Genomic DNA, 25,482 nt, shown 5'->3' on the forward strand with positions numbered 1-25,482 from the left:
AAAATGCCAACCTATGCCGGAAATCCGCCAGCTCCGTCCCGCGAACACCGGAATCCGGCCGATCCCGGCCGGCGGTGCGATCGAGGCGCACTGGCACGACCGGAACCAGATCGTGTACGCCGGCCGCGGCGTCCTGTCGGTGACCACGGATGCAGGCAGCTGGATCGTGCCGGCGACCCGAGCGATCTGGGTTCCGGCCGGCACCCTGCACGAGCACCGCGCGTACGGCGAAACCGCGCTGCACACCGTGGGACTCGAGGAGAACCCACTGGGCCTCGGCGCACCTTCAGCCCTCGTCGTGAGCCCACTCCTGCGGGAACTGCTCCTCACCTACACGTCAGAGGAAGAGGTGGACGCGGACGAACGGCGGCGGCTCCACCTGGTACTGCTCGATCAGCTGAGGCGATCGCCCCAGCGTCCTACGTACCTGCCGACACCCAAGGACGCACGGCTGGCCGCCGTCTGCGACCTCCTGCGTGCTGATCCTGCGGACGCCAGAACGCTCACCGAGCTCGGCCGGGAAGTCGGCGCGAGTGAGCGGACTCTCAGCCGGTTGTGCAGGACGGACCTCGGCATGACCTTCCCGCAGTGGCGGACGCAGCTCCGGCTGCACCTTGCGCTCCGGCTGCTGGCCACGGGCGACTCGGTGACGCGGGTCGCGCATCAGTGCGGCTGGGCGTCGACGAGTGCCTTTATCGACACGTTCCGGGCGGCGTTCGGTCACACCCCAGGAGCGCGCAGAGCCTGATCGAGGATGCGGCTCCACTGCCGGACGATCCCCTTGCGGCGTGCGCTGTCGTCTGTGAGCAGGTCGGCGAGTCCCAGCCCGCGGGCCATGTCCAGCACGCCCTGCACGGTCTCGCGTACGCCGGGAGTCCGTTCACTCACCTCCAGCACTTCCAGCAAAGCCCGGTGGGCTTGGCGTCCCACGTGTGCTTCCAGCCGGACGATCTGCGTCCGCAGCGCGGCCTCCGTCGACGCGGCCACCCACAGATGCAGCGCGGCCCGGAACAGTGGTCCGGTGTAGACGTCCGCCAGCATCCCGACGATCGCCTCGGTCCGCGCCGGGCCGCTGGGCAATGCGGCCGCCTGCGCCTTGATCTCCGCCAGCCGCACCTCGGTCATGTACTCGACGGCCGCCTCGAACAGGTCCGCCCGCGTCGGGAAGTGGTGCTGGGCGGCACCCCGCGACACCCCGGCCCGGGTGGCCACGACGCTCACCGTCGTCGCGGCGTACCCGACCTCGGCGAGCGACTCGACGGCCGCCTCGAGCAACCGCTGCCGGGTGGCCCGGCTGCGGTCCTGCTGGGGTGCCTTCAGCACTTCACTCACGGGCAGCAGCCTCGCGCGCCCGCAGTTCACGCCGCAGGATCTTGCCCGACGCCGCCTTCGGCACCGCGTCGATGAACTCCACCTGCCGGATCTTCTTGTACGGCGCCACCCGGGCGGCGACGTACTCGATCACTTCGTCGGCGGTCAGTTCGACGCCGGGCATCGGCACCACGAAGGCCTTCGGCACTTCGTTGCCGTCGGCCTGGACGCCGATCACCGCCGCGTCCGCGATCCGGTCGTCGGTGAGCAGCACGGCCTCCAGTTCGGCCGGCGGCACCTGGTAGCCGTGGTACTTGATCAGTTCCTTCACCCGGTCGACGACGTACAGGTAGCCGCGCGCGTCCATCCGGCCGATGTCGCCGGTGTGCAGCCAGCCGTCCTGGTCCACGGTCGCGTCGGTCTCCGCCAGGCGGCCCAGGTACCCCTTCATCACCTGCGGTCCGCGGATCCAGATCTCGCCGGTCTCGGCATCGCCCACATCGTTGCCGTCGGCACCGACCAGTCGCATCTCGGTGGACGGGAAGAGCTTGCCGACGGCACCGGGCGGCGGCTCCGGGTCGTCCTGCGGTACGGCGTGCGTTCCCGGTGACAGCTCGGTCATGCCGTACGCCTGCAGCACCGCATGCAATCCGAGCCGCTTCGCGCAGGCCTCGGCCAGCTCGCCGTCCAGAGGTGCAGCCGCTGACGTCACGTGCTTCAGCGCGGACAGATCGACGCCGTCGACCGCCGGGTGTTTCGCCAGCGCCAGCACGACCGGCGGAGCCACGAACGCCCGCGTGATCCGGTGCTGGTCGAGGGTGGTCAGGAACTGCTGCAGGTCGAACTTCGGCAGCACCACCACGGTCGCGCCGAGCCGCAGCGGCAGGTTCATGAGCACCGACAGGCCGTAGATATGGAAGAACGGCAGGATCGCGATGATCCGCTCGTCCTCCCCGAGCGTGATCATCGGCTCGGCCTGCGCGATGTTGGTGGCGATGTTGCGGTGCGTCAGCATCACGCCCTTGGCCACGCCCGTCGTCCCGCTCGAGTACGGCAGGACGGCGACGTCGTTCGCCGGATCGATGGTCACCTCCGGCTCCGGTCCGGTCGACGCGAGCAGCTCCATCACCGAGCGGTACCCCTCGGCGCTGTCGCAGACGAAGATCTCGCCGACATCGGTGCCCTCGATCGCCGCGGTCGCGACCGGCAGGAACAGCGAGATCGTCACCAGCAGCTTCGCCTTCGAGTCGACCAGTTGCTTGTGCAGCTCGTCGGCTGTGTAGAGCGCGTTGACTGTGGTGACAGTCGCTCCGGCGCGAGTGGCGCCGTAGAAGACGACCGGGTAGAGGATCGTGTTCGGGCTGTAGAGCGCGATCACGTCGCCGTGCCGGACGCCGAGCTCGGCGAGACCGGCCGCGACCCGGCGGGTCATCCCGTCCAGCTGCGCGTAGCTGAGCTCCTTGCCGGTGACGCCGTCGACCATCGCCGGCCGATCGCCGTACTCCTGGGCCCGGCCGAGGACGGCGTCGTGGATGGGTACGTCGAGGACCTCGACGGGTGGGAACTGGCTCGTGATGATCATCGGCGGGGATCCTCTCCTGGCCCGGTGGGTGATCAGACTGTGGCGGACCTCAGTAGGACTTGGGTAGTCCCAGCGAGTGCTGGGCGACGAAGTTCAGGATCATCTCGCGGCTGACCGGCGCGATCCGGGTGGCGCGCGCGGCCGCGACCAGCGAGGCGACGCCGTACTCCACCGTCATGCCGTTTCCGCCGAGCGACTGGACGGCTTGGTCGGTGGCGCGGACCGCGACTTCGCCGGCGGCGTACTTCGCCATGTTCGCGGCCTCGCCTGCGCCCAGGTCATCCCCGGCGTCGTACAGCGCGGCCGCCTTCTGCATCATCAGCCGGGCCAGTTCGAGCTCGATCTTGATCTGCGCGAGCGGATGCGCCAGCCCTTGGTGGGCACCGATCGGGGCCTTCCAGACCTGGCGCTCCTTGACGTACGCGGTCGCCTTGCCGAGCGCGTGCCGAGCGATCCCGACCGCGAACGCGGACGCCATGATGCGCTCCGGATTGAGCCCGGCGAACAGCTGCATCAGGGCCGCGTCCTCGGCGCCGACCAGTGCCTCCCGTGGCAGGTGTACGTCGTCCAGGAACAGTGAGAACTGCTTGTCCGGGCTGATCAGATCCATCTCGATCTGCTGGAACTCCACGCCCGGTGCGTCGACCGGGACGATGAACAGAGCCGGCTTCAGCTTGCCGGTCCGCGCGTCCTCGGTGCGGCCGACCACGAGCACGGCCTGCGCCACGTCCAGGCCGGAGATGAAGACCTTCCGGCCGGACAGCGACCAGCCGTCGTCGGTACGGCGCGCGGTCGTGGTGATCTGGTGCGAGTTCGATCCGGCGTCCGGCTCGGTGATCGCGAACGCCATGATCGTCGTACCGTCGGCCAGGCCGGGCAGCCAGCGCTGCTTCTGCTCGTCGGTGCCGAAGCGGGAGATCACAGTGCCGCAGATCGACGGCGAGACGACCATCATCAGCAGTGGGGACCCGGCCGCGCCGAGTTCCTCCAGCACGATCGACAGGTCGGCCATGCCGCCGCCTCCGCCGCCGTACTCCTCGGGCAGGTTCACCCCGAGGTAGCCGAGTTTGCCGGCCTCAAGCCAGAGCTCGGTCGTGTGGCCGCCGGTCCGTGCCTGCTGGTTGAACCAGGTGTAGCCGTACTTCTTCCCGAGCTCGCCCACCGCCTTGCGCAGCGCCTGGCGTTCCTCGGATTCCACGAAACTCATCGACGTCCTCGCTTCGCTCCGGGCGCCGATGAGGCACCAGACACACTGTGCTTGATGGTGACCTCGCTACGCTCGCTCACTCATCCTCCCCAACGACCGCCAATACGGCGCCGACCTCGACCTGTTGACCTGCTTCGACCCTGAGTTCACTGAGTACGCCGTCGGCCGGCGCGGAGATGGTGTGCTCCATCTTCATCGCCTCCAACCACAGCAGCGGCTGTCCTTGCTTCACCTCGTCACCCACCTGCACGCCGAGGCGGATCACCGTCCCCGGCATCGGCGCCACCAACGACCCCGGTGCCACCTGCTGCGACGGATCCGTGAACCGCTCCACCGGTGTAAGAGCCACCGACCCAAGCGGCGAGTCCACGCACACCAACCCGTCGTACGTGCCTACGTGGAAGACCCGACGTACGCCGTCAACTTCCAGCACCACCCGCTCCGGCGCGGAGTCCACGAGCGCTATGTTGCCGTTGACAACCAACCCGTCCCGGGTCAGCCGATACCCGACCTCAACGGTCGCAGCACCAACGCGATAGGCCTTCCGCTGCGGCTGCGACGGCACATTCCGCCACCCACTCGGCACTCGCACCGGCCCGACCCGCCCGGCGGCCTCCGCCAAAGCAGCAGCCAAGGCCGACGCCTGCAGCACCTCCGCACCGACCGCGACACCAACACCATGCTTCTCGAAGAACGCAGTATCGGTCTCCCCAGCAAGAAACGCCGGGTGCCGCAGAACCCACACCAGCAGATCCCGGTTCGTCTGCACGCCGTGGATCGTGGCCCGGGCCAGCTCCCCCGCCAACCGCCGCGCCACCGTCGTTCGCTCCGGGCCCGATGCAATCACCTTCGCGAGCATCGCGTCGTAGTACGGCGAAACCTCCGAACCGTCCTCAACCCCGGAGTCCACCCGAAGGTCCGGCGACACCTCGAACTTCCGGACCACTCCGGTCTGCGGTTGCCAGTCCTGCGCCGGGTCCTCGGCATACAACCGCACCTCGATCGCATGCCCGACTGTTGGAGGCGGATCCACCGGCAGCCGCTCACCTGACGCGACCGCGAACTGCAGCTCCACCAGGTCCAACCCCGTGGTCTCCTCGGTGACCGGATGTTCGACCTGGAGCCGCGTGTTCATCTCGAGGAAGTAGAACGCGCCACCCTCGTCCGCCAGGAACTCGACGGTCCCCGCGCCGACATACCCGATGGCCGCCGCTGCCTTCCGCGCCGCGTCGAACAGCTCGCCCCGCATCGACGGAATGCTTGAGACCAACGGCGACGGGGCTTCCTCGACGACCTTCTGGTGGCGGCGCTGGATGGAGCATTCGCGTTCGCCGACCGCCCAGATCGTGCCGTGCTGATCGGCCATGATCTGCACCTCGATGTGCCGCCCGGCCGCGAGGTACCGCTCGCAGAACACCGTCCCGTCACCAAACGCAGACAGCGCCTCCGCCGACGCAGCCTCGATCTCAGCCGGCAGATCCGCCAGCCGCGAGACCACCCGCATCCCACGCCCACCACCGCCGGCCGATGCCTTCACCAGCACCGGCAAGTCGCCTTCGGACACCTCGGCCGGGGTCAGCTCGGCGAGCACCGGCACACCGGCGGCCGCCATCAGCTTCTTCGCCTCGATCTTCGAGCCCATCGACGAGATCGCGTCCACCGGCGGCCCGATCCAGGTCAACCCGGCATCGATCACCGCCCGCGCGAACCCGGCGTTCTCCGACAGGAACCCGTACCCCGGATGCACCGCATCCGCCCCCGCCTTCAACGCCGCCTCGATCACCAACTCACCACGGAGGTAGGTGTCAGCAGGCGCGTTCCCCGGCAGATGCACCGCCGCATCCGCCTCACCCACAAACGGCATCCCGGCATCGGCGGTCGAATGCACCGCGACCGTCGACAGACCGAGCGACCGCGCCGTCCGGAAGATCCGCCGCGCGATCTCGCCGCGGTTCGCCACCAGAACACTTGTCAGCATGTGCCCCTCACATCCTGAAGACGCCGAAGGAGGAGGTGCCCTCCACCGGTGCCGAGTGGATCGCGGACAGGCAGATGCCCAGGACTGTTCGGGTGTCGCGCGGGTCGATCACGCCGTCGTCGTACAGCCGGCCGGAGAGGAACATCGGCAGCGACTCCGCCTCGATCTGGCCTTCGACGTAGGCGCGCATCTTGGCGTCGCCGTCCTCGTCGTACGGCTGGTTCTTCGCGGCCGCGGCGGCACGCGCCACGATCGACAGAACACCCGCGAGCTGCTGCGGACCCATCACCGCCGACTTCGCCGACGGCCAGGCGAACAGGAAGCGTGGATCGAAGGCCCGGCCGCACATCCCGTAGTGGCCGGCGCCGTACGACGCGCCCATCAGGATCGAGATGTGCGGGACCTTGGAGTTCGCGACCGCGTTGATCATCTGTGCGCCGTGCTTGATGATCCCGCCCTGCTCGTACTCCTGCCCGACCATGTAGCCGGTGGTGTTGTGCAGGAAGATCAGCGGCGTGTTCGCGCGGTTCGCCAACTGGATGAACTGCGCCGCCTTCTGCGACTCCTCGCTGAACAGTACGCCGCGCGCGTTCGCCAGGATGCCGACCGGATACCCGTGCACCGACGCCCAGCCGGTCGCCAGCGACGACCCGTACAGCGGCTTGAACTCGTCGAACACCGACCCGTCCACCACCCGCGCGATCACGTCCCGCGGATCGAACGGGATCCTCAGATCCCCCGGCACGATCCCGAGCAACTCGTCCTCGTCCAACAGCGGTTCGGCGTACGACGGAGCCGGCGGCGGACCGAGTTTGCGCCAGTTCAACCGGGACACGATCTGGCGGCCGAGCCGGATCGCGTTGTGCTCGTCGACCGCGAAGTAGTCCGCGAGCCCGGACTTCCTGGCGTGCATCGAGGCGCCACCGAGCGACTCGTCGTCGGCGTCCTCGCCGGTCGCCATCTTCACCAGCGGCGGACCGGCCAGGAACACCTTCGCGCCGCCGTCGACCATCACCACGTAGTCGCTCATGCCCGGGATGTACGCGCCGCCGGCGGTCGAGTTGCCGAACACCAGCGCGATCGTCGGAATCCCCTCCGCCGACAACCGAGTCAGATCGCGGAACATCGCGCCGCCCGGGATGAAGATCTCCTTCTGCGTCGGCAGGTCCGCACCACCGGACTCGACCAGGCTGATCACCGGCAACCGGTTCGCCCGCGCGATCTCGTCCGCACGCAGCGCCTTGCGCAGCGTCCACGGGTTGCTGGCACCACCCTTGACCGTCGGATCGTTCGCCGTGATCAAGCACTCGACGCCCTCGACAACTCCGATGCCGGTCACCAGGCTGGCGCCGACGGTGAAGTCCGACCCCCAGCCGGCCAGCGTAGACAACTCGAGGAACGGCGAGTCAGGATCGAGCAGCAACTCGATCCGCTCCCGGGCCAGCAACTTGCCGCGCTTGTGGTGGCGATCGACGTACTTCTCGCCACCTCCCGCCAGCGCCTTGGCGTGCTCGGCCTCCAGCGCCGTCAGCTTCTCCAGCATCGCCTCGCGATTGCTCATGCGGTGAACCCCAGTCGTTTGGAGGCCAGGCCGGTCAGGATCTCGGTGGTGCCGCCGCCGATGGCGAGAATCTTCTGGTCGCGGTACTGGCGTTCGACCTCGGCCTCCCGCATGTAGCCGAGACCGCCGTGCAACTGCAGCGCCTGGTCGCACACCCACTGCCCGGCCTCGACGGCGGTGTTCTTGGCGAAGCACACCTCGGCGATCACGTCCTCACCGGTCTCTGCCCGGCGGGCGACCTCGCGAACGTAGACCCGCGCCACGTCGATCCGGCGAGCCATCTCGGTCAGCGTGTGCTGCACGGTCTGCCGCGAGATCAACGGCCGTCCGAAGGTCTCCCGCACCCGGCACCACTCCACCGTCAGATCGAGCGCCCGCTGCGCTCCGGCGTACGCCTGGGTCGCCAGCGTCAGCCGCTCGGCCACGAAGTTCATCGCGAGCTGGACGAACCCGGTGCCCTGGGCCCCTACCAGGTTGGCCACCGGTACCCGTACTTCGGTGAACGACAACTCGGCCGTGTCCGAGCACAGCCAGCCCAGCTTCTCGAGCTTCCGGGACACCACGAAACCGGGCGTCCCCTTCTCGATCACCAGCAGGCTGATCCCGTGTGCGCCCGGCCCGTCCGTCCGGACCGCAGTGGTCACGAAGTCCGCGCGGCAGCCCGACGTGATGTAGGTCTTCGCACCGTTGACGACAAACTCGTCACCCTCGCGCCGAGCCGTCGTACGGATCGACGCGACATCCGAGCCGCCGTCAGGTTCGGTGATCGCCAACGCGCCGACCAATGCGCCGTCGAGCGTCGGCCGGACCCATCGGTCGATCTGCTCCTGGTTGCCCGCCGCAACGATATGCGGAAGCGCGATCCCGCACGTGAGCAGCGACGCGACCAGTCCGCCGGAGCCGCCGGCGTAGTGCATCTCCTCGACCACCCCGATCGCGTCCAGCAACGACCCGCCACCACCGCCGACCGCCTCCGGGAACCCGACGCCGAGCATCCCGATCTGGCCGGCCTTCTTGTGCAGCTCACGCGGCAACTCGCCGTCCCGCTCCCACCGATCCAGCTGCGGTAGCACCTCGGCGGCCATGAATCGCCGTACGGTCTGCCGGTAGTCGTTCACAGCAGCACCTCCGGTACGTCGATGTATCGCGAGCGCAGCCATTCGCCGACCGCCTTCGCCTGCGGGTCGAACCGTGCCTGCGATGCGACGCCCTCACCGAGCAGTCCCTCGACGACGAAGTTGACCGCCCACAGATTCGGCAGCAGGTACCGCGTCACGGTCAGCGGCTGTGTCTCCGGGAGCAGCTCCTGGAACAACTCGACCGTCAACGTATGTGCGATCCATCGCCACGTCTTCTCGTCCCGCACCCAGACACCGACGTTCGCGTCCCCACCCTTGTCGCCGGACCGCGCGCCGGCGATCCGGCCGAGCGGGACCTCTCGCGTTCGCGGACGCCCACTGGACGCCAGTTGCGGCAACGGGATCGGCAGCTCGATGTCGTCGACCGGGCTCAGGGCCTGCGTCTCCATCGCGGGCTCGACGACCTTCCGCGTCCCGTCCGGCACTACGACGGTGTGCTCGACCTCCTGGATGTCGACGTACCCGGCCCGGAAGACGCCGTACGGCGATCCGTCTCCGGGCGGCGCGGTGACGTGGAAGCCGGGGTAGCTCGCCAGCGCCAGCTCGATCGCGGCGCTGGAGAATGCGCGGCCGACTACCTTCGGATCCGGGTCCTTGACCCCGCACCGGAGGAACACGCTCGCCTCCTCCTCGGACCCCGCGTTCGGCTTCTCCGTCCATGCGAGGGTCCACTTCAGATCAGCCGGGCGTTTGGGCAGCGCCTGCTCGAGCTGCCGCTGAACCAGCTCAGCCTTCTCCTCCAGCTGCAACCCGGTGAGCACGAAGTCCACCTCGTTGCGGAACCCGCCGACGCTGTTCAGCGACACCTTGTACGTCGGAGGCGGCGGCTCACCGTGAATCCCGGAGATCCGGACCCGGTCCGGTCCGTCGGTGTCGAGCTCGATCGTGTCCAGCCGCGTGGTCACGTCCGGACCGGCGTACCGGGCGCCGGTGATCTCGTAGACCAGTTGCGCCTTGACGGTGTCGATCGTGACCGCGCCGCCGGTGTTGTCGTGCTTGGTGATCACGCTGCTGCCGTCGGCGTGGATCTCCGCGATCGGGAACCCGGGCCGGCCGAGGTCGCGGATCTCGCTGAAGAACGAGAAGTTCCCGCCGGTCGCCTGGCAGCCGCACTCGATCACATGGCCGGCGACCACGGCGCCGGCGAGTTCGTCGTACTGCGTCCGCTTCCAGCCGTGGTGGGCGGCGGCGGGGCCGACGATGACCGAAGCATCGGTGACGCGGCCGGTCACGACGACGTCCGCGCCGGCTTGCAGTGCTTCTGCGATGCCCCACGCACCGAGGTAGGCGTTCGCGGTCAGCGGCTCGCCCAGGTCGAGTTCGGCCGCGCGTGACAGGAGGTCGTCGCCTTCGACGTACGCGATCTTGGGGTGCAGACCCAGCCGATCCGCGAGCTCCTGGATCGCTTTGGCGAGACCGGACGGGTTGAGTCCGCCGGCGTTGCTGATGACCTTGACGCCGCGGTCGAGAGCTTCGCCGAGGCCGGTCTCCAGTTGTTTGAGGAACGTGCGCGCGTACCCGAGAGACGGGTCCTTCAGACGGTCCCGCCCGAGGATCAGCATGGTCAGCTCGGCCAGGTAGTCGCCGGTGAGCACGTCGAGCGGTCCGCCGGTGAGCATCTCGTGGACCGCGCTGAAGCGGTCGCCGTAGAACCCGGACGCGTTGCCGATCCTGATGGGTGCGGTCATCCGAACTGCCCTCGCTCGCGGCCCTTCCCCGGCAGCCCCGCGAATGCCTGGATGATGCCGAGCCACTCCTCCGCGTCCGCACCCTCAGCCTGTACGGCGAGGTCGTCGCGATGCCGGCGTTGTGTCGCCAGCAGACAGAAGTCGAGCGCCGGACCGGTCACCCGCTGCGCGGCGTCGTCGGGACCCCAGGTCCAGGTCTGGCCGTCGGGTCCGGTGAGTTCCACGTGGAACGGCTCGGCCGGTGGGGTGCGGTCGTTCAGCAGGTAGGCGAAGTCGCGCGTACGGACGGCGAGGTGCGCGACGTGACGCAGCCGGCTGCTCGGCTGGCGGTGGACACCGAGCGCGTCGACCACGTCCTGGCCGTGCGCCCACGTCTCCATCAACCGTGCCGTCGCCATCGAGGTCGGGCTCATCGGCGGGCCGTACCAGAGCACTCGCTCGCCCGGAGCGACCTTCTTCAGCGCATCAGCGAGCTCGGCGCGGGTCTCTCGCCAGTACGGCAGGAGCTGGTCGGGTGGCAGCGCCGCGGTCTCGGCAGCACCCTCGTCGACGTACCCGGTCGGGTTGGCGGCCGCCTTCTGCAGTGAGGCCCTGAAGCCGTCGGGATCGGTGGCGGCGAGATGTGCGGCCTCGTCGGTCCAGGCGAGGTGGGCGATCTGGTGCGCGATCGTCCAGCCCTCGGCCGGCGTCGGCGTCGCCCATGCCTCGGCGGCGAGTCCACCGACCAGCCGGTCCAGCTCCGCACTCTCGGCCCACAGGTCCGCCAGCACTTCGTCCAGTTGCACGCTGCACTCCCTGGGTGGGGATCGTGCAGCCGAGACTGGCACGCCCCGGAAAAAGAATCAAGTGTGCTTGTTTTCTACTTCGGCAGCTTGGGTGGAGTCCAGTCGGCCCACTTGGCGGTCGCCTCGCGCCACGCCTTCGGTGGGATGAACCGGGCCGCGAGCGTCAGCCCGAAGTGTGCGACCGCGTTCGTGTTGGAGTTCCGCTTGACCGAGTCGCGGGCCTCGGCCGCCATCGGCTGCACCCGCGCGCGACGTTCCCGGTCGTACCGCGGCAGATCGTCGTCGGCCAGCGCCGCGGCGAGCACCACCGCATCCTCGATCGCCTGGCACGCACCCTGCCCGAGATCGGGCGGCATCGCGTGCGCCGCGTCGCCGAGCAGTACGACGCGATCCTTCACGTACGTCGGCACCGGGTCGATGTCGATGATGTCGTTGTGCAGCACCTGGTCCGGTGGCGTCGCCGCGACCAGTGCCGGGATCGGGTCGTGCCAGTCCCCGACCCGATTCAGTACCTCGCGGCGATCGTCGGCGTACAACTGGTTGGGCTGATCGGCGTTCACAGTGACGAACCAGTAGACGCGCTCCCGCGGCAACGGAAGTACGCCGACCTGCACACCACGACCGAGCGTGAGTGACTCCTGGACCGGCCACACCGACTCCGGTGGTGTCACGCCGCGCCAGACCGCCCGGCGCTGGAAGACCGCGTCGCCGGACCACAACGTCCGCCGCGTGATGCTGTTGACGCCGTCGGCGGCGACCACCAGGTCGGCGGTCAACTCCTCGCCCGAGCAGGTCAGCGTGCCGTTGGACGACACCGCGGTCACTTCGGCATCCGTGTGCAACACCGAGTCGGGCAGTTGCTCCCGCAGTACGTCGTGCAGGTCCGCGCGATGGATCGCGAGAACGCCGACGTCCTCCGGGTGGTTGCGCCGTACCCAGCGGCCCTTCGGAGTGAGGATGTTGCCGCGCGAGACGGTCTTGACGGTGCGGTCGGTGACATCCAGCTCGAGTGCTTCGAGCGCACGAACCGCATTCGGCCAGAGCGTCAGGCCGGCGCCCACCTCGGCGATGATCGGCGCCCGCTCCAGGACGCTGACCGACCACCCGATCCGCCGCAACGCCACCGCCGCAGCCAACCCGCCGATCCCCGCCCCGACAACAAGCGCACTCCGCTCACCGATGCCCATGAGCCGGACGTTACTTGCCGCCCAGTCCCCGCACGCACTTGGGCAAGGCACGCTGGTCCACTCGAATGTGGTTCACAGGCCCTTGGCGTTGGCTCGGGGGGTGGGGGTGGTGCGGAGTTCGGTGGTGAAGGCGTAGCGGTCGCCGCGATACATGGCGGAGGTGTACTCGAAGACTCGGTCGCGGCGGTCGAAGCTGACGCCGTGCAGGGCCAAGCACGGCTGGGTGGTGGGGATGCCGAGCCAGGACGCGGTCTTCGCGTCGGGCATGACGGGTTCGAGGCGGGAGGTGCCGCTGACCAGGTCGATGCCGTAGCGGTTGGTGAGCAGGTCGTAGAGGGAGCCGTTCAGGTCCTCGGCTTGGAGACCGGGCACGTATGCCGCGGGCATCGTGGTGCGCTCGACGACCATCGGGAGATCGTCGGCGAGGCGGAGGCGGGTGAACGCGATGATCGGGTCGCCCACCGGGATCCGCAGTCTGCGCGCGGCGGCGCGCTCGGCCTTCTGGTGGCGGAACTCCAGCATCTTGCTGCCCGGGCGCATGCCGCGCCGGCGGATGTCCTCGGAGAAGCCGATCATCCCGAGCCAGCGGGCGACCTTCGGGCGGGTGGTATAGGTGCCGCTACCGTGGCGGCGGACCAGGAGCTCCTCGATCACGAGCTCGTCGACGGCACGGCGCAGCGTCATCCGGGCGACGTTCCAGCGCACCGCCAGTTCGCGCTCCGGCGGAAGTGCGGCACCTTCCGGCAGCGTGTCGATCAGGCTGAGCAGCAACGCCCGGATCTCGGCAGCCTTCCCGGGCAACGAACTGTGCATTGGTCTTGCGTAACACTCCGCAGACCCCACCGTGAACCCTTTCCACCGCCGTCGAAGCCAGATCAACTAGACCAATTACCACCTTCGTCGGGTGGATGTCGCATTCGGCGGCGCGCCGATCGTCATATACATGTGAGCAGACAACCGAGATCGAGAAGCGGAGTGCGCCGTGCCGGATGAGGACAAGAAGCGAGTCGCGCACCTGGCCCTGGTGGATCGCGTGCTGACCGGAGAGGGAACGGCATCGGCCGAGGATCGGGCCCGTGCCTTCGGCAACGCCGACGTACCTGCGCCCTTGCAGGCGCTGATCGGCAAGGTCGCGACGACGCCGTCTCAGGTGACCGACGCGGACTTCGCTGCGGCCAAGGCAGCGGGCTTCAGCGAGGACCAGCTGTTCGAGCTGGTGGTGTGCGCTGCGGTCGGCCAGTCCACCCGGCAGTACGAAGCGGGACTGGCGGCGCTGGCCGAAGGGCAGGTCGGCTGATGCGACTCGAGATCCTGAACAGCGGCTACAAGCCCGGAACCAAGATGCTGTTCGCGATGATCCGGCTGTTCTCGCGTCAGCCGGTGCCGGACGCCGCGAGGCTGGTCTTCTACCGGCCTGACTTCTACGGCAACCCCTCCAAGGCGTTCACTCACGAGGCGATGCGCGGCCCGTCCGAGTGGTCGGTCGGCGACCGGGAGTTGATGGCGGCGTACGTCTCCAAGGTGAACGAGACCGCGTTCTGCATCGGCGCGCACACCGCGACCGCGAGCCAGGCCTATCAGGACGGGCCACGGGTTGCCGCGGTCCTCGACGACCTGGAAACGGCTCCCGTCGAGAGCGGGCTCCGGGCAACGCTGCGGATGCTCGGCAAGCTGACCCGAGAGGGGAAGGTGGGCGCCGAGGACATGCGGGAGGTGCTGGCCGCAGGTGTCTCACCCCAGCAGATCAAGGACGCACTGGCGGTCTGCGCCGCCTTCAACATCACCGACCGCCTCGCCGACGCCTTCGCCTTCCAGCTTTTGAGCTCCGAGGGGTACGACGCAGGAGCCAAGTACCTGCTCAAGCGGGGATACCGATGAGATAGCTGACGGGTCATGGTGATTACTGTCAGTGGGTAGGTGATCACTAGGGTGGGTCGGGTTATGGATCTCAGGACTCCGATCAGCACCGTCGTGCCGTCGCTAGACGGGCCCGTGCTTCAGGTGCTGGCGCGTAGCGACGAGGGGCTGTCGGGACGGCAGATCCAGAAGCTGGCCGGCACGGGCAGTGTGGCGGGCGTGCGGCTCGTGCTGCAGCGGTTGGCGACGACCGGGCTCGTGCATGTGGATGACCTCGGCAACTCGTTGCTCTATCGCCTCAATCGCAGACACCTGGTCGCCCCGGCGGTCGAGTTCCTCGCGGACCTTCGCAGTACGTTGGTCAGCCGGCTCGCGGACGAGATCAGCGCCTGGCGCATCCCGCCGGTGCACGCCAGCCTGTACGGCGCGATCGCCCGCGGCGACGGCGATCTGGACAGCGACGTGGACCTGCTGTTGATCCGCCCGGACCACCTGGACGCCGGCGATGTGCTGTGGGAGGAACAGGCGGGTCGGCTGATGCAGACCGTCGTCGACCTGACCGGCAACCCGGCCCACGTCTTCGAGCTGAGCCGGACCGAGCTGACCGATCACCTCACCACGGAGGAGCCGATCCTCAACGACTGGATGCGTCCCAGCATCCAGCTGACCGGCCGTCCGCTCGCATCCCTGCTCGAAGAAGGCACCACCCAACTGGCGCTCCGTTAGTGCGTGTCTCCCAATCCCACGCCCTAGCGACCGATCAAGGGCGCCATCATACGAGCGATCCGGCTGTCCCGGCCGGTCACGCGTTCCTCGGTGTCGGCGAAGGTCATCGCGCGCAAGCCGGCGTTGATCCCGAGCCAGCGCAGCGGCTCCGGCTCCCACTGCCGCGACCGATGGCCGACCCACGGCAGTCGCACCAGCGCCGTGTCGCGCCCGAGGATCAGATCCGTCAACGTGCGCCCGGCGAGATTGGTCGTACTGACGCCGTCCCCGACGTACCCGCCGGCCCACGCCAGCCTGGACCCGCGATCGAATCCGACCGACGCACACCAGTCCCGGGGGATGCCGAGCGGCCCACCCCAAGCATGCGTGAACCCGACGTCGTCCAGCCCGTCGAACAGATCCCGCAACGTCGCCTGCAACGCCTTGAACACCCGCGGCACCTCGTCGTACGACGCCTTGGTTCGTGAGCGAAAGTGGTACGGCGCCCCGCGACCACCGAACGCGAGTCGCCCGTCGGCCGTGCGCTGCCCGTAGATGATCAGATGCCGGTGATCGCTGAACGTCGGCCGGTCCGCCAGCCCGATCCGCTCCCAGGTCGCGTCGTCGAGCGGCTCGGTTGCAACCATCAACGAGTACACCGGCGCGACCGCGCGCGACTGCCCGTCGAGCCCCGGCGTGAACCCCTCGGTCGCCCGGACCACCACCTCGGCGCGGACAACGCCGTAAGGCGTGATCGCGCGGCCGGACTGGATCGCGGTCACCGGGGTGTTCTCGTGGATCGTCACGCCGAGGCCCTCGACCACGGCGGCCAGTCCACGCACCAGCTTGCCCGGATGGATCGCGGCACAGTGCGGCGTGAAGGTTGCCCCGAGCACCTTTGTGGCCCGAGCGTGTGCCGCAACCTCGTCCGGCTCGAGGAACCGCAGGTCACCAGGCCCCCAGTCGTGCGCCTCGGCCACCTCGGCGCGGGCCCGAGCGAGTTGCGCCTTGGTCCGGGCGAACACGATCGTGCCGCCCTTGTGGTAATCGCAGTTGATGCCCTCGGCAGCGGTCACCAGCCCGACCTCGTTGACCGTCGCCTGCATTGCCCGGTGCAACTCGATCGCCGACTCACGGCTCGCTCCGGGCAGCGCCGCCAGCCGCCGCGACGAGACCGGGAACAACGCGGAACACCAACCCCCGTTGCGACCCGACGCTCCGAACCCAGCAGTCTGAGCCTCGAGTACGACGATGCGCAGTGACGGATCGGCTTTCGCGAGGTAGTACGCGGTCCACAGGCCGGTGTACCCGGCGCCGACGATCGCCACGTCGGCGTGCCGGTCACCCGCGAGCGCCGGGCGTGCGGCCGCGGGCTCGGTCGTTTCGGCCCAGAGGATCAGCGCACACCCCACGAATACGTCTGTTTGACCAGCTTCAGGTAGACGAACGTTTCGGTCGCCTTCACGCCCTCGATCCGCCGGACCCGCTCCGACAGGACCTGCAGCAAGTGCTCGTCGCTCTCGCACAGCACCTCGGCCAAGAGGTCGAACGAGCCGGCCGTGATCACGACGTACTCGACCTCGTCCATCTTCGCGAGTTCGTCGGCGATCGGCTCCAGTGAACCCTCGGCCTTGATCCCGATCATCGCCTGCCGGTCGAAGCCCAGCTCGAGCGGATCGGTGACCGCCACCACCTGCATCACCCCGGCCTCGGTCAGCCGCTGCACCCGCTGTCGCACCGCGGCCTCGGACAGTCCGACCGCCTTGCCGATCGCGGCGTACGAACGGCGCCCGTCCTTCTGGAGTTGCTCGATGATCGCCTTCGAGGTGTCGTCCAGCAGCGCCTGGTTCTTGTCGGAGTTCCCCGTTCGCACAGCCACGCGGAGATCCTTTCAGGGTTACCTGGTGTAAGCAAGTCAGCGCAGCGGAATTCGTTGCAAATCGGGCTATTACCTACGGAATCCCTTGTCTCGATCCATTCTGTTTGACAGTATCGCCCGCGACAGACGCATCCGGGGAGGTGTGCGATGAGTCTTCGTCGACAATCCGTCGTGGGGCGCCGGACGGTTCTTCGCGGAATGTCGCTGTCCGCCCTGGGCGTGGCCGGAGGCTCGCTGCTGACCGGGTGCGGCATCCCGGCCGCGAAACAGAGCGCCGGCGAGTGCGTGAGCACCGACCGGTCCCCGGCGCAGAAGGCACTGATCTTCTCGAACTGGCCGAGCTACATGGACGAGTCCGACGAAAAGGTGAACGGCAAGACCGTCCTGCCGACGCTCGAGGAGTTCCAGACCCAGAGCGGCATCCAGGTCACCTACATCGCCGACGTGAACGACAACGCCGAGTTCTATGCGAAGGTGCGCGACCAACTTGGTAGTTGCCAGCCGTGCGGGCGGGACATCTTCGTGCTGACCGACTGGATGGCGGCGCGGATGGTCTCGCTCGGCTGGATCCAGCAGCTCGACCACAAGGCGATGCCGAACGTCGACGCCCATCTGCTCGCGCAACTGAAGTCGCCGAACTGGGATCCGCATCGCGACTACAGCGTGCCCTGGCAGAGCGGGCTGACCGGGATCGCCTACAACGCGAAGGTCACCAGCGAGGTCGGCAGTTTCGCGGACCTGCTCAGCCGCAGCGACCTCAAGGGCCGGATCACCTTGTTGTCCGAAATGCCCGACACGATGGCGTTCATGCTCAAGCTCGAAGGCGCCGACCCGGGCAAGTTCAACGACGCGGAATGGAGTAGGGCGCTGCAGCACCTCGAGGACGTGGTCGCGTCCGGGCAGGTCCGCCGCTTCACCGGCAACGACTACGTGCAGGACCTCAACGCCGGCAACATCGCCGCCTGCGAGGCCTGGTCCGGCGACGTCCTGGCGATGCAGGCCGACAACGAGGACATCAAGTTCGTCGTCCCCGAGGAGGGCCTCAACCTCTGGTCCGACAACATGCTGGTGCCGAACAAGGCCACCCACAAGGCGAACGCCGAAGCCTTGATGAACTACTACTACGACCCCGAGGTCGCGGCCACGCTGGCGGCCTGGGTGAACTACATCTGCCCGGTCGAGGGCGCCCAGAAGGCGATGGAGGCGATCGATCCCGAGCTGGTCGAGAGTCCGCTGATCTTCCCCGACAAGGACGTGCTCGCCAAGACCACCTCCTTCATGGCGCTGGACACAGCCAAGGCCAAGCTCTACGAAACCGACTTCAATCTCGCGATCGGCGGCTGACCATGACCAGCGATCTCGTCCTCACCGGCATCAGCAAGCGCTTCGGCGCCCAGAACGCGGTCCAGCAGATCGATCTGACCGTGCCGGCCGGCGCCTTCTTCGCGTTGCTCGGCCCGTCCGGCTGCGGCAAGACCACGACCCTGCGGATGATCGCCGGGCTGGAGGAGCCGAGTACCGGCACCATCCGGCTGGGTGAGCAGGAGATCACCGGACTGCGCCCGTACAAGCGGCCGGTCAACACGGTGTTCCAGAACTACGCGCTGTTTCCGCATCTCGACATCTTCGAGAACGTCGCGTTCGGGCTGCGCCGCCGCGGCATCAAGGACTTCAAGCCGAAGGTGACGGAGATGCTCGACCTGGTCGAGCTCGGTGCCTTCGGCAAGCGTCGGCCCTCGCAGCTGTCCGGTGGCCAGCAGCAACGAGTTGCGTTGGCCCGCGCGCTGATCAACCAGCCGCAGGTCCTGCTGCTGGACGAACCGCTCGGCGCGCTCGACCTGAAGCTGCGTCGGCAGATGCAGATCGAGCTGAAGCGGATCCAGACCGAGGTCGGCATCACGTTCGTCCACGTCACCCATGACCAGGAAGAGGCCATGACGATGGCCGACACCATCGCGGTGATGAACGGCGGAGCGATCGAGCAACTGGGTACGCCGGCCGAGTTGTACGACCTGCCCGCGACCACGTTCGTGGCGAACTTCCTCGGCCAGTCGAACTTGCTCCGGGCAACGATCATCGGCCGGGCCGAGCAGAACCTGATCGTCGACGTACAAGGTCGCAAGGTGACTGTGCCGTTGCCTCGCTGCCGGGTCACCGAGGGCGACGTCTGGATGGGGATCAGACCGGAGAAGGTGTTCCTGTCCCGGGCCGGCACCGAGCAGAGCAACGGCGTCAACCAGCTTCGGGGTGCGGTCGTCACCGATGTCAGCTACGTCGGCGTGAGTACGCAGTACCTGGTCAAGCTGCCGTGGGACCAGGAGCTGACGGTGTTCGAGCAGAACACCGGAGCCCGGGGCACGCTCGCCGTCGGGGACCAGGTCGATCTGCACTGGCAGCCCGCGCACACGTTCGTCCTCGATGCCCAGCAGGACGCACTCGCCGGGGTCGAGGACATCGACGACAGCGGTGGTGCCGGATGAGTGCGGTCGGCCAGCTGGGTGCGACCACCGCGACAGCGGCGCCTCCTCCCGAGCCGAAATCCGGCCGGCGGCTGACGGCGTACCTGCTGCTGCTCCCGGGTGGGCTGTTCCTGCTGCTGTTCTTCGTCGTACCGCTGGTGACGCTGCTCGCGGCCAGCCTGTACGACCCGAACGGGTCGATCGAGAACGGCTTCTCGATGACCTGGCACTGGCAGAACTTCATCGACACGATGGCGGACTACGCACGGCCGTTCGGGCGGTCGCTGTGGTACGCGCTGCTCACCACCGCGTTCTGCCTGCTGCTCGGCTACCCGCTCGCCTACGCGATCGCGATCAAATCCGGCCGGTGGAAGAACCTGATGCTGGCGCTGGTGATCGCGCCGTTCTTCACCAGCTTCCTGATCCGGACGCTGTCCTGGAAGCTGCTGCTGAGTGACAACGGGTTTGTGGTCGACGCGCTGAAGTGGCTGCACATCCTCGGGCCGGACGGGCGGCTGCTGGCCACGACGTCCGCGGTCGTCACCGGGCTGACGTACAACTTCCTGCCGTTCATGGTGCTGCCGCTGTACGCCAGTCTGGAGCGGATCGACAAGCGGCTGCTCGAAGCGGGTGGGGACCTGTTCGCGGGGCCTTTCACGACGTTCCGGAAGATCACGCTGCCGCTGTCGATGCCGGGCGTGATCGCGGGCACGCTGCTGACCTTCATCCCGGCGGCCGGCGACTACATCAACGCGCAGCTGCTCGGTACGCCGAAGCAGCGGATGATCGGCAACGACATCCAGCGGCTGTTCGCGGCCGGTGCGTACCCGACGGCAGCGGCGTTGTCGGTGACGCTTATGGCGGCGATCGTCGTACTGGTCCTGATCTACATCCGCCGCGCGGGAACGGAGGACCTGGTATGACCAGGGCCGGGCGGTGGTTCGGGCGGAACCTCGTCATGATGGTCGCGGTCGTCGTGCTGCTGTACCTGTTCGCGCCGATCGTCGTCGTGATGCTGATGTCGTTCAACGCCCCGAAGAGCAAGCTGTCCTACACGTTCGACGGTTTCACCTGGGACAACTGGCAGCATCCGTGCCGGCCGTTCGGGCTGTGCGATGCGGTCAGCACCAGCCTGCGGATCGGCCTGCTCGCGACCGTGATCGCGACCGCGCTCGGCACGCTGATGGCGTTCGCGATGGTGCGGCACCAGTTCCGCGGCCGGTCGGCGACCAACCTGTTCATCTTCCTGCCGATGGCCTCGCCGGAGATCGTGCTCGGCTCCTCACTGCTGGCGCTGTTCGTGTCCGGCGGGTTCGGCGGGCAGCTCGGGTTCTGGACGATCCTGATCGCGCACGTGATGTTCTGCATGTCCTTCGTGGTGGTGACCGTGAAGGCCCGGCTGGCCGGGATGGACACCCGGATCGAACAGGCGGCGATGGACCTGTACGCGAACGAGTGGCAGACGTGGTGGCGAATCACGTTCCCGCTGGTCTTCCCCGGCATCCTGGCCGCCGCGCTGCTGAGCTTCTCGCTGTCGTTCGACGACTTCATCATCACCAACCTGAACGCCGGGACCACCGTGACGTTCCCGATGTACGTCTGGGGCTCGGCCCAGCGCGAGATCCCGCCACAGATCAACGTCGTCGGTACGGCGATGTTCCTGCTGGCCCTCCTGCTCGTCGTGGGTGGCGAGCTCACCCGCCGCCGACGGGCGCGATGAAACTTGCGGCGCTGGCGGATGCAGAACCGCGAGTGTTCTGGCTCGACGACAAGGCCGCGCCGGAACATTCGCCCTCGCTCCTCGGGCCGACCGAGGCCGACCTGGCCGTAGTCGGTGGTGGTTACACCGGCCTGTGGACGGCGTTGCGGGCGAAGGAACGGTACCCGGAGCTGGACGTCGTACTGCTGGAATCGGAGACCTGTGGATCCGCGGCGAGCGGACGGAACGGCGGGTTCTGCGATGCCAGCCTCACTCATGGCTTTGCCAACGGTCTTGCTCGCTGGCCCGAGGAGATCGAGCAGCTCGAGCAGCTCGGCGCGGACAATCTCGCCGCCATCGGTGACACGATCGCCCGCTACGGAATCGATTGCGACTGGCAACGGAGTGGCGGACTCACCGTTGCCACCGAACCGCATCACCTCGACGAACTTGCCGAGGAGGTGGATCAACGTGACGGCGTCACCCTGCTGGACGAGGACGCAGCGCGTGCGGAGGTCAACTCACCGACGTACCTCGGTGCCCTCTCCGACCCCAGTCGCATGGCCCTGGTCGAGCCGGCCCGGCTGGCTTGGGGTCTACGTCATGCCTGTCTGCTGCACGGCGTACGCATCCATGAAATGTCGCAGGTGAACAGGATGCGCGGCAAGACGTTGTCGACAGCAACCGGTTCGGTCCGGGCGGACCGGATCGCCCTCGCCACGAACGCCTTCCCGTCCCTGCTCCGGCGCCTCCGCCGCTACACGGTCCCGGTCTATGACCTGGTCCTCGTCACGGAGCCGTTGTCCGCCGAACAACTCGACTCCATCGGCTGGCGCCACCGCCAAGGTGTCGGCGACGCGTCGAACCTCTTCCACTACTACCGCCTGACCCGGGATGACCGCATCCTGTGGGGCGGCTACCTCCCGCTCTACTACTACGGCAGCCGGATCGATCCGCGGCACGAACTGCGCCACAGCATCCACGAGATGCTCGCCCGCCACTTCTTCACGACGTTTCCCCAACTGGAGGGCCTGCACTTCACCCACCGCTGGGGCGGCGTGATCGACACCAGCACCCGCTTCTGCGCCTTCTTCGGTACGGCGCACGCCGGCCACGTCGGCTACGCCCTCGGCTACACCGGCCTAGGCGTAGGAGCCACCCGCTTCGGCGCCGACGTCATGCTCGACCTCCTGTACGCCGAAGACACCGACCGCACCCGCCTCCGCATGGTCCAAGAACGCCCCGTGCCCTTCCCACCCGAACCCATCCGCTCCGCCGCCATCCACCTGACCCGCTGGTCCATGTCCCGAGCCGACACCCACCAAGGCCACCGAAACCTCTGGCTCCGAACCCTCGACAAACTAGGCCTGGGCTTCGACTTCTGAAGACCTTCCCCAGCGTGCTACGCACGCGCTCCTCCGTCGCAGCCACTACCCGCGCTCCCGCCCACCCGACCTTCCCTGACGGGCTACCGCCCACACCTGCGGCTATCGCCGCCATCCCTGCGCGCTGCCGCGCGCGTCCGCCTGCTCGCGCCGCATGCCAGCGGCCCACCACAGTCGACCGCCGATCGGGGAAATCAGCGAACCTCGTAGATCAACTCGACGGCCTCATGCATGCCGTAGCGATCACGCAGGACTTCGAGAAACGCGTCCACTGACATCGGTGGGTTGTTCAAGCGATGAGTCAGCTCGAGGACTGCCTGCAGAGCCAGTCGGGCGCAACCGAGACTGTATTCGCGGCGAACTCGGCAGGCCCAACGATGTCGATCCCAGGCGGGATCTTGGACAGAGGGAAGTCCTTCGCGTTGCCCGTCACAATGGCCCCAGCGTGACCAGCCACCGCGGCCGCGAGCACGTGCTCATCGTCCAGGTCCGGCAGCCCGAAGGTGCCCTCGTAGGGCTGCCAGTTTCTCCACCTCGGCGTCATCGAAGTGGGTTCGCATCCGTTCGATCAGTCGCGCCGTCCGCGCCTCTGCATCAGCAGCGCCCTGCTTCTTCAGCTTGGCGAGTTCGTGTTCGTGGAGCTCGGCGAGAATCTCGCTGCTCCAGAGCGGTCGGTAGAGATTCTGGACGGCCAGATTGAGCAGGAAGTCCCGCTGCTTGCTTGGCCAGAGGACGCAGGTGTCGAGGAGTGCCGCGAACACTGGTCGATACCGTCAGATGCCCTGGTCCCGGCGCCGCTGCTCGGCGCGCTGCTTTCGGATCTTCTTCAGTTGCTCCTGCACCACGGCCGGGTCCTCTTCTTCATCGACATCCACAGAGGTATCTGCAATCGCTTGGTACTGCCGCTGCCGCCGTGCGTCTCGGTACGCGAGCAGGTCGCTCAGTAGAACCTTCCGGCGATTGCCGATGCGCTCCGAACGAACGACATTGTCGTCCAGGAGCCGGACGACGGTTGGCCTGCTCACGCCGAGCAGATCTGCGGCCTGTTGCGTCGTGAGCTTCTGGCTTGTAGGGGACAGCGTGACCGCTTTGCCGGCCATCAGAGCAGCAACCGCCTGCACGAGGACTCTGTGGATCGCTTCGGGTACCTCAATCTGCTCGTGCTCTTCGGCGCCGATGAGAAAGTAGCGGCGCTCAGGGAGCTCACCACGCTTGCTGTGATGTGCTTCGAGAAAGCTCGCGATGGTAGCCAATTGCTCCTGCTGCTCCGGCAGGTAAGTCTGCGACTCGAGAAGGTCGGCAGTCATGGCATCCTCCATAGACGAAACAAGCGAAATGCATTTCGCAACGTTCGAATAATGGCATGGCTGGATGACCTTCGTCAAGAAACATCACGCCGTCCTACCGGATCACGAGCTGCCGTTCGCTTGAAACGCGGCGCGAGGATGCGGGCACGCGCGCGGCAGCGCGCAGGTGTGGGCGGTCGCCCACCAGGGAACGTCGGGTGGGTGGGAGCGCGCGGAGCGGCTGCGTAGCTCGCGTGGGGCTTTACCCTCAGCCGTCCGGACTACAGCTTGGATTCGGCCTCGGTGAGGACGGAGCGGATGATCTGTTCCATTTCGTCGAAATGCTGCTGGTCGCAGATCAGGGGTGGGGAGAGTTGGATGACGGGGTCTCCTCGGTCGTCGGCTCGGCAGTAGAGGCCGGCGTCGAAGAGGGCTTTGGACAGGAATCCGCGCAGCAGTCGTTCGGATTCGTCGTCGTCGAAGGTCGCCTTGGTCGCCTTGTCTTTGACCAGTTCGATCCCGTAGAAGTACCCCGCACCGCGGACGTCGCCGACCAAGGGCAGATCGAGCAACTTCTCGAGCGACGCCCGGAACTCCCCCTCCCGGGCCCGGACGTGCTCGTTGATTCCTTCGCGCTCGAAGATGTCCAAGTTGGTCAGCGCGACCGCGGCTGATACCGGATGGCCACCGAAGGTGTAGCCATGGGCGAATGTGGTGTCCCCGTGCAGGAACGGCTCGATCAGCCGGTCGGTCGCGATCATCGCGCCGAGCGGTGAGTAGCCGGAGGTGATGCCTTTCGCGCAGGTGATCATGTCGGGCTGGTAGCCGTAGCGTTCGGCGCCGAACATGTGCCCGAGCCGCCCGAACGCACAGATCACCTCGTCGCTGACGAGCAGTACGTCGTACTCGTCGCAGATCTCGCGGACCCGGTCGAAGTAGCCGGGCGGTGGCGGGAAGCAACCGCCGGCGTTCTGCACCGGCTCGAGGAAGACCGCAGCGACCGTCGACGGCCCCTCGTTCTCGATCGCGATCGCGATCTGGTCGGCTGCCCAGCGGCCGAACGCGGCCGGGTCGTGGCCGTGGATCGGGGCGCGGTAGATGTTGGTGTTCGGGACCCGGAACGTCGACGGCACCAGCGGTTCGAACGGCGCCTTGAGATCCGGGAGACCGGTGATGGACAGTGCGCCCTGGGTGGTGCCGTGGTACGCGATCGCACGGCTGATCACCTTGTGCTTGCCGGGTTTGCCGGTGAGCTTGAAGTACTGCTTGGCCAGCTTCCAGGCGGTCTCGACCGCCTCGCCGCCGCCGCTGGTGAAGAAGACCCGGTTCAGGTCGCCCGGTGCGTAGCCGGCGACGCGTTCGGCCAGCTCGATCGACTTGGGATGTGCGTACGACCAGAGCGGGAAGAACGCCAGTTCGGACGCCTGTTTGGCGGCCGCCTCGGCGAGCTCGGTGCGCCCGTGTCCGAGCTGGTTGACAAACAGTCCGGCCAGACCGTCCAGGTACCGCTTGCCGCGGGCGTCGTAGATGTAGGCACCGTCGCCGCGCACGATCACCGGGATGTCGGCCTTCGCGTAGCTGGACATCCGGGTGAAGTGCATCCAGAGGTGGTCGCGCGCCGATTTCTGCAGGGTGGCGAACTCTGCATCGTCGAACGACATGGTCAGATCCTTCGGCTCCGGATGGCTGTGTGTAGTTGGTCATCCTGCCTGGGAAAACGCGTCTAGGCAAGTGATTTCGTGCCCATCCAGCCGATATGGTGTCGATGTCATCG

At 67.6% G+C, this 25,482-nt stretch carries 24 protein-coding genes; 9 read left to right on the plus strand and 15 right to left on the minus strand.

Translation table 11 applies throughout. The features are described 5' to 3' along the window. Window positions 1–13 precede the first annotated feature (13 nt). Window positions 14–748, plus strand: a complete 735-nt coding sequence (locus E0H73_RS31105; RefSeq protein WP_131362292.1) for an AraC family transcriptional regulator — start codon at window positions 14–16, stop codon at window positions 746–748. Here the strand turns inward: E0H73_RS31105 and E0H73_RS31110 are convergent. From E0H73_RS31110 to E0H73_RS31155, 10 genes are all read right to left on the minus strand, one after another. Then, window positions 721–1,332, minus strand: coding sequence for a TetR/AcrR family transcriptional regulator (locus E0H73_RS31110; protein WP_131511616.1), 612 nt, complete (start codon window positions 1,330–1,332; stop codon window positions 721–723). The two genes, E0H73_RS31105 and E0H73_RS31110, sit on opposite strands and share 28 nt — an antisense overlap. Next, window positions 1,325–2,893, minus strand: coding sequence for an AMP-binding protein (locus E0H73_RS31115; RefSeq protein ID WP_131362294.1), 1,569 nt, complete (start codon window positions 2,891–2,893; stop codon window positions 1,325–1,327). The genes E0H73_RS31110 and E0H73_RS31115 overlap by 8 nt, the downstream gene beginning before the upstream one ends. 49 nt (window positions 2,894–2,942) lie before the next feature. Beyond that, the gene (locus E0H73_RS31120) at window positions 2,943–4,100 is read right to left on the minus strand and encodes an acyl-CoA dehydrogenase family protein (protein WP_131362296.1); all 1,158 of its coding nucleotides are present in this window, start codon (window positions 4,098–4,100) and stop codon (window positions 2,943–2,945) included. 76 nt (window positions 4,101–4,176) lie between these two features. Continuing rightward, a complete protein-coding gene (locus tag E0H73_RS31125; RefSeq protein WP_131362298.1) occupies window positions 4,177–6,078 on the minus strand; it encodes an acetyl/propionyl/methylcrotonyl-CoA carboxylase subunit alpha in 1,902 nt (633 codons plus the stop codon). Window positions 6,079–6,085: 7 nt separating this feature from the next. After that, the gene (locus tag E0H73_RS31130; RefSeq protein WP_131362300.1) at window positions 6,086–7,639 is read right to left on the minus strand and encodes an acyl-CoA carboxylase subunit beta; all 1,554 of its coding nucleotides are present in this window, start codon (window positions 7,637–7,639) and stop codon (window positions 6,086–6,088) included. Beyond that, on the minus strand, window positions 7,636–8,757 hold the full coding sequence (locus tag E0H73_RS31135) for an acyl-CoA dehydrogenase family protein (RefSeq protein ID WP_202867642.1): 1,122 nt from the start codon (window positions 8,755–8,757) through the stop codon (window positions 7,636–7,638). The genes E0H73_RS31130 and E0H73_RS31135 overlap by 4 nt, the downstream gene beginning before the upstream one ends. After that, window positions 8,754–10,466, minus strand: a complete 1,713-nt coding sequence (locus E0H73_RS31140) for an acyclic terpene utilization AtuA family protein (RefSeq protein ID WP_131362303.1) — start codon at window positions 10,464–10,466, stop codon at window positions 8,754–8,756. Before E0H73_RS31140 ends, E0H73_RS31135 begins: the two co-directional genes overlap by 4 nt. Continuing rightward, window positions 10,463–11,251: a TIGR03084 family metal-binding protein gene (locus E0H73_RS31145; protein WP_131362304.1), complete on the minus strand. Its 789-nt coding sequence runs from the start codon at window positions 11,249–11,251 to the stop codon at window positions 10,463–10,465. The genes E0H73_RS31140 and E0H73_RS31145 overlap by 4 nt, the downstream gene beginning before the upstream one ends. 74 nt (window positions 11,252–11,325) lie before the next feature. Beyond that, window positions 11,326–12,438, minus strand: a complete 1,113-nt coding sequence (locus E0H73_RS31150; protein WP_131362306.1) for an FAD-dependent monooxygenase — start codon at window positions 12,436–12,438, stop codon at window positions 11,326–11,328. 72 nt (window positions 12,439–12,510) lie between these two features. Beyond that, complete coding sequence (locus E0H73_RS31155) at window positions 12,511–13,251, minus strand: GntR family transcriptional regulator (protein WP_131362307.1); 741 nt, start codon at window positions 13,249–13,251, stop codon at window positions 12,511–12,513. 169 nt (window positions 13,252–13,420) lie between these two features. On the opposite strand from E0H73_RS31155, the gene E0H73_RS31160 reads away from it, so the two are divergent. The 3 genes from E0H73_RS31160 to E0H73_RS31170 all read left to right on the plus strand — a co-directional run bounded on the left by E0H73_RS31160 (window position 13,421) and on the right by E0H73_RS31170 (window position 15,021). After that, on the plus strand, window positions 13,421–13,735 hold the full coding sequence (locus E0H73_RS31160; protein ID WP_131362308.1) for a hypothetical protein: 315 nt from the start codon (window positions 13,421–13,423) through the stop codon (window positions 13,733–13,735). Then, window positions 13,735–14,316, plus strand: coding sequence for a carboxymuconolactone decarboxylase family protein (locus E0H73_RS31165; RefSeq protein ID WP_131362310.1), 582 nt, complete (start codon window positions 13,735–13,737; stop codon window positions 14,314–14,316). The genes E0H73_RS31160 and E0H73_RS31165 overlap by 1 nt, the downstream gene beginning before the upstream one ends. A gap of 63 nt (window positions 14,317–14,379) precedes the next feature. Continuing rightward, a complete protein-coding gene (locus E0H73_RS31170; protein WP_131362312.1) occupies window positions 14,380–15,021 on the plus strand; it encodes a hypothetical protein in 642 nt (213 codons plus the stop codon). Between the two features lie 23 nt (window positions 15,022–15,044). Here the strand turns inward: E0H73_RS31170 and E0H73_RS31175 are convergent, their stop codons facing one another. Together E0H73_RS31175 and E0H73_RS31180 are read right to left on the minus strand one after the other, a co-directional pair. After that, the gene (locus tag E0H73_RS31175) at window positions 15,045–16,412 is read right to left on the minus strand and encodes an NAD(P)/FAD-dependent oxidoreductase (protein ID WP_131362313.1); all 1,368 of its coding nucleotides are present in this window, start codon (window positions 16,410–16,412) and stop codon (window positions 15,045–15,047) included. Beyond that, window positions 16,397–16,879, minus strand: coding sequence for an Lrp/AsnC family transcriptional regulator (locus E0H73_RS31180; RefSeq protein WP_131362315.1), 483 nt, complete (start codon window positions 16,877–16,879; stop codon window positions 16,397–16,399). Before E0H73_RS31180 ends, E0H73_RS31175 begins: the two co-directional genes overlap by 16 nt. A 147-nt stretch (window positions 16,880–17,026) precedes the next feature. Here E0H73_RS31180 and E0H73_RS31185 point away from each other — a divergent pair, with 147 nt between their 5' ends. From E0H73_RS31185 to E0H73_RS31205, 5 genes are read left to right on the plus strand one after another with little or no spacing between them, the layout of a single operon-like run. Continuing rightward, on the plus strand, window positions 17,027–18,223 hold the full coding sequence (locus tag E0H73_RS31185) for a polyamine ABC transporter substrate-binding protein (protein WP_202867643.1): 1,197 nt from the start codon (window positions 17,027–17,029) through the stop codon (window positions 18,221–18,223). Between the two features lie 2 nt (window positions 18,224–18,225). Further along, window positions 18,226–19,359 (plus strand): ABC transporter ATP-binding protein, encoded by a 1,134-nt coding sequence (locus E0H73_RS31190; protein WP_131362317.1) that lies wholly within the window; start codon window positions 18,226–18,228, stop codon window positions 19,357–19,359. Further along, window positions 19,356–20,261: an ABC transporter permease gene (locus E0H73_RS31195; RefSeq protein ID WP_131362319.1), complete on the plus strand. Its 906-nt coding sequence runs from the start codon at window positions 19,356–19,358 to the stop codon at window positions 20,259–20,261. Before E0H73_RS31190 ends, E0H73_RS31195 begins: the two co-directional genes overlap by 4 nt. Beyond that, complete coding sequence (locus tag E0H73_RS31200; RefSeq protein WP_131362320.1) at window positions 20,258–21,058, plus strand: ABC transporter permease; 801 nt, start codon at window positions 20,258–20,260, stop codon at window positions 21,056–21,058. The genes E0H73_RS31195 and E0H73_RS31200 overlap by 4 nt, the downstream gene beginning before the upstream one ends. Beyond that, on the plus strand, window positions 21,055–22,422 hold the full coding sequence (locus E0H73_RS31205) for an NAD(P)/FAD-dependent oxidoreductase (RefSeq protein WP_131362322.1): 1,368 nt from the start codon (window positions 21,055–21,057) through the stop codon (window positions 22,420–22,422). The genes E0H73_RS31200 and E0H73_RS31205 overlap by 4 nt, the downstream gene beginning before the upstream one ends. Before the next feature lie 476 nt (window positions 22,423–22,898). Here E0H73_RS31205 and E0H73_RS46655 read toward each other — a convergent pair whose 3' ends face one another. From E0H73_RS46655 to E0H73_RS31220, 3 genes are all read right to left on the minus strand, one after another. Further along, the gene (locus tag E0H73_RS46655) at window positions 22,899–23,183 is read right to left on the minus strand and encodes a hypothetical protein (RefSeq protein WP_202867644.1); all 285 of its coding nucleotides are present in this window, start codon (window positions 23,181–23,183) and stop codon (window positions 22,899–22,901) included. A 12-nt stretch (window positions 23,184–23,195) separates the two neighbouring features. Next, entirely contained in the window at window positions 23,196–23,729 is a 534-nt protein-coding gene (locus E0H73_RS31215; protein ID WP_131362324.1) for a helix-turn-helix domain-containing protein, read from the minus strand. Between the two features lie 260 nt (window positions 23,730–23,989). Beyond that, complete coding sequence (locus E0H73_RS31220) at window positions 23,990–25,369, minus strand: aspartate aminotransferase family protein (protein ID WP_131362325.1); 1,380 nt, start codon at window positions 25,367–25,369, stop codon at window positions 23,990–23,992. Window positions 25,370–25,482: the final 113 nt, after the last annotated feature.

This window comes from Kribbella pittospori (assembly GCF_004331465.1).
GTDB classification, from domain to species: Bacteria; Actinomycetota; Actinomycetes; order Propionibacteriales; family Kribbellaceae; genus Kribbella; species Kribbella pittospori.

Coding starts and splice junctions, on each gene's coding strand:
- E0H73_RS31190 (WP_131362317.1), top strand. CDS start 18,226: ATGACCAGCGATCTCGTCCTCACCGGCATCAGCAAGCGCTTCGGCGCC.
- E0H73_RS31115 (WP_131362294.1), bottom strand. CDS start 2,893: ATGATCATCACGAGCCAGTTCCCACCCGTCGAGGTCCTCGACGTACCC.
- E0H73_RS31130 (WP_131362300.1), bottom strand. CDS start 7,639: ATGAGCAATCGCGAGGCGATGCTGGAGAAGCTGACGGCGCTGGAGGCC.
- E0H73_RS31150 (WP_131362306.1), bottom strand. CDS start 12,438: ATGGGCATCGGTGAGCGGAGTGCGCTTGTTGTCGGGGCGGGGATCGGC.
- E0H73_RS31155 (WP_131362307.1), bottom strand. CDS start 13,251: ATGCACAGTTCGTTGCCCGGGAAGGCTGCCGAGATCCGGGCGTTGCTG.
- E0H73_RS31120 (WP_131362296.1), bottom strand. CDS start 4,100: ATGAGTTTCGTGGAATCCGAGGAACGCCAGGCGCTGCGCAAGGCGGTG.
- E0H73_RS31105 (WP_131362292.1), top strand. CDS start 14: ATGCCGGAAATCCGCCAGCTCCGTCCCGCGAACACCGGAATCCGGCCG.
- E0H73_RS31205 (WP_131362322.1), top strand. CDS start 21,055: ATGAAACTTGCGGCGCTGGCGGATGCAGAACCGCGAGTGTTCTGGCTC.
- E0H73_RS31125 (WP_131362298.1), bottom strand. CDS start 6,078: ATGCTGACAAGTGTTCTGGTGGCGAACCGCGGCGAGATCGCGCGGCGG.
- E0H73_RS31220 (WP_131362325.1), bottom strand. CDS start 25,369: ATGTCGTTCGACGATGCAGAGTTCGCCACCCTGCAGAAATCGGCGCGC.
- E0H73_RS31165 (WP_131362310.1), top strand. CDS start 13,735: ATGCGACTCGAGATCCTGAACAGCGGCTACAAGCCCGGAACCAAGATG.
- E0H73_RS31195 (WP_131362319.1), top strand. CDS start 19,356: ATGAGTGCGGTCGGCCAGCTGGGTGCGACCACCGCGACAGCGGCGCCT.
- E0H73_RS31140 (WP_131362303.1), bottom strand. CDS start 10,466: ATGACCGCACCCATCAGGATCGGCAACGCGTCCGGGTTCTACGGCGAC.
- E0H73_RS31200 (WP_131362320.1), top strand. CDS start 20,258: ATGACCAGGGCCGGGCGGTGGTTCGGGCGGAACCTCGTCATGATGGTC.
- E0H73_RS31185 (WP_202867643.1), top strand. CDS start 17,027: ATGAGTCTTCGTCGACAATCCGTCGTGGGGCGCCGGACGGTTCTTCGC.
- E0H73_RS31170 (WP_131362312.1), top strand. CDS start 14,380: ATGGATCTCAGGACTCCGATCAGCACCGTCGTGCCGTCGCTAGACGGG.
- E0H73_RS31215 (WP_131362324.1), bottom strand. CDS start 23,729: ATGACTGCCGACCTTCTCGAGTCGCAGACTTACCTGCCGGAGCAGCAG.